This is a genomic window from Staphylococcus croceilyticus (genome assembly GCF_002902575.1).
Classification (GTDB): domain Bacteria; phylum Bacillota; class Bacilli; order Staphylococcales; family Staphylococcaceae; genus Staphylococcus; species Staphylococcus croceilyticus.
Genome location: NZ_PPRD01000131.1, coordinates 1 through 2,010, shown reverse-complemented (window position 1 = coordinate 2,010; position 2,010 = coordinate 1). Strand labels below are relative to the sequence as shown.

The 2,010-nt window shown below is 40.0% G+C and carries 2 protein-coding genes; both read left to right on the top strand.

Annotated elements, in window-relative coordinates:
• Positions 1–1,335 (top strand): LPXTG cell wall anchor domain-containing protein (locus CD128_RS11300; RefSeq protein WP_231917334.1); only part of this gene is annotated, 1,335 nt, incomplete at its 5' end.
• A gap of 311 nt (positions 1,336–1,646) precedes the next feature.
• The coding region (locus tag CD128_RS11940; protein WP_231917333.1) for a YSIRK-type signal peptide-containing protein at positions 1,647–2,010 on the top strand (364 nt) is incomplete at its 3' end.

Here is a 2,010-nt window from a genome sequence, read left to right as displayed (position 1 = left end):
GATTCAGACAGCGATTCAGATTCAGATAGCGATGCAGACTCAGACAGCGATTCCGACTCTGACAGTGATTCAGACTCAGATAGCGATGCAGACTCAGACAGCGATTCCGACTCTGACAGTGATTCAGACTCAGATAGCGACTCTGATTCAGACAGCGATTCAGACTCAGACAACGATTCAGATTCAGACAGCGATTCAGATTCAGACAGTGATTCAGACTCAGATAGCGACTCAGATTCAGATAGCGATGCAGACTCAGACAGCGATGCAGACTCAGACAGCGATGCAGACTCAGATAGCGACTCTGATTCAGACAGCGATGCAGACTCAGACAGTGATTCAGACTCAGATAGCGATGCAGACTCAGATAGCGATGCAGACTCTGACAGTGACTCAGATTCAGACAGCGATTCCGACTCTGACAGTGATTCAGACTCAGATAGCGACTCAGATTCAGATAGCGATGCAGACTCAGACAGCGATGCAGACTCTGACAGTGACTCAGATTCAGACAGCGATTCAGATTCAGATAGCGATGCAGACTCAGACAGTGATTCAGACTCAGATAGCGACTCAGATTCAGATAGCGATGCAGACTCAGACAGCGATGCAGACTCAGATAGCGACTCTGATTCAGACAGTGATTCAGACTCAGACAGCGATGCAGACTCTGACAGTGATTCAGACTCAGATAGCGATGCAGACTCTGACAGTGACTCAGATTCAGACAGCGATTCAGATTCAGACAGCGATTCAGATTCAGACAGTGATTCAGACTCTGATAGCGACTCAGATTCTGATAGCGACTCTGATTCAGACAGCGATTCAGATTCAGATAGCGATGCAGACTCAGACAGCGATTCCGACTCTGACAGTGATTCAGACTCAGATAGCGACTCAGATTCTGATAGCGATGCAGACTCTGACAGCGATGCAGACTCAGATAGCGATAGCGACTCAGACTCAGATAGCGACTCTGATTCAGACAGCGATGCAGACTCTGACAGTGATTCCGACTCAGATAGCGATGCAGACTCTGACAGTGACTCAGATTCAGACAGCGATGCAGACTCAGACAGCGATTCCGACTCAGATAGCGATTCAGACTCAGACAGCGATTCAGATTCAGATAGCGACTCAGACTCAGACAGCGATGCAGACTCTGATAGCGATTCAGATTCAGACAGCGATTCAGACAAACATGATAAAGACAATCACTTACCGGATACTGGTAATAGCGAAGTCAATAATGGAACATTATTTGGCTCATTATTAGCAGCGGCAGGCTCATTGTTATTAATGAGAAGAAAACGTAAGGATAATAGTGAAAAATAAAATTTAATTTTGTTTTTAATATATCTGGATTTTTAAAATAAAATTAAGCCTATAGCATTCTGAAATGAATGTTATAGGCTTTTCTTTTTGGAAAAGTAATAAAGTTATATCATGATTAAATAATATTTAGATAATTAGCATGCTAATAGATAATAAAAAATGAAATTATAATTTTTTCTAATTAAAAAATAAATAAAAATTGCACCAAAGTATTGTAATAAATTTAATTTTGCAATATTATTTAAGGGAACTTTCATACATATTTATATGAAAGTTGTATATAAATACTGAGGGAGTATAGGAGGAAATATATGAAGCAAAGAAGACAAGGTCCTATTAAAAAGAAAGTTGATTTTTTACCTAATCGTCTAAACAAGTACTCTATTCGTAAATTTACGGTGGGTACGGCTTCGATTTTAATTGGGGCTTCATTATTATTCGGGATAGGTGAAGAAGCACAGGCAGCAGAAAAATCTAATAATAATGAAAATAATTTAAGTCAACAAGCCAAAACTACTCTAGATACCCAAAATAATATTAATAATTCATCACAAAATATTGAAACTTCAGAAGAAGCAACAAAAGCAGTTAGCATAGAAGAAGCAACAAAAGCAGTTAGCATAGAAGAAGCAACAAAAGCAGTTAGCACAGAAGAAGCAACGAAAGAAGCTAGCA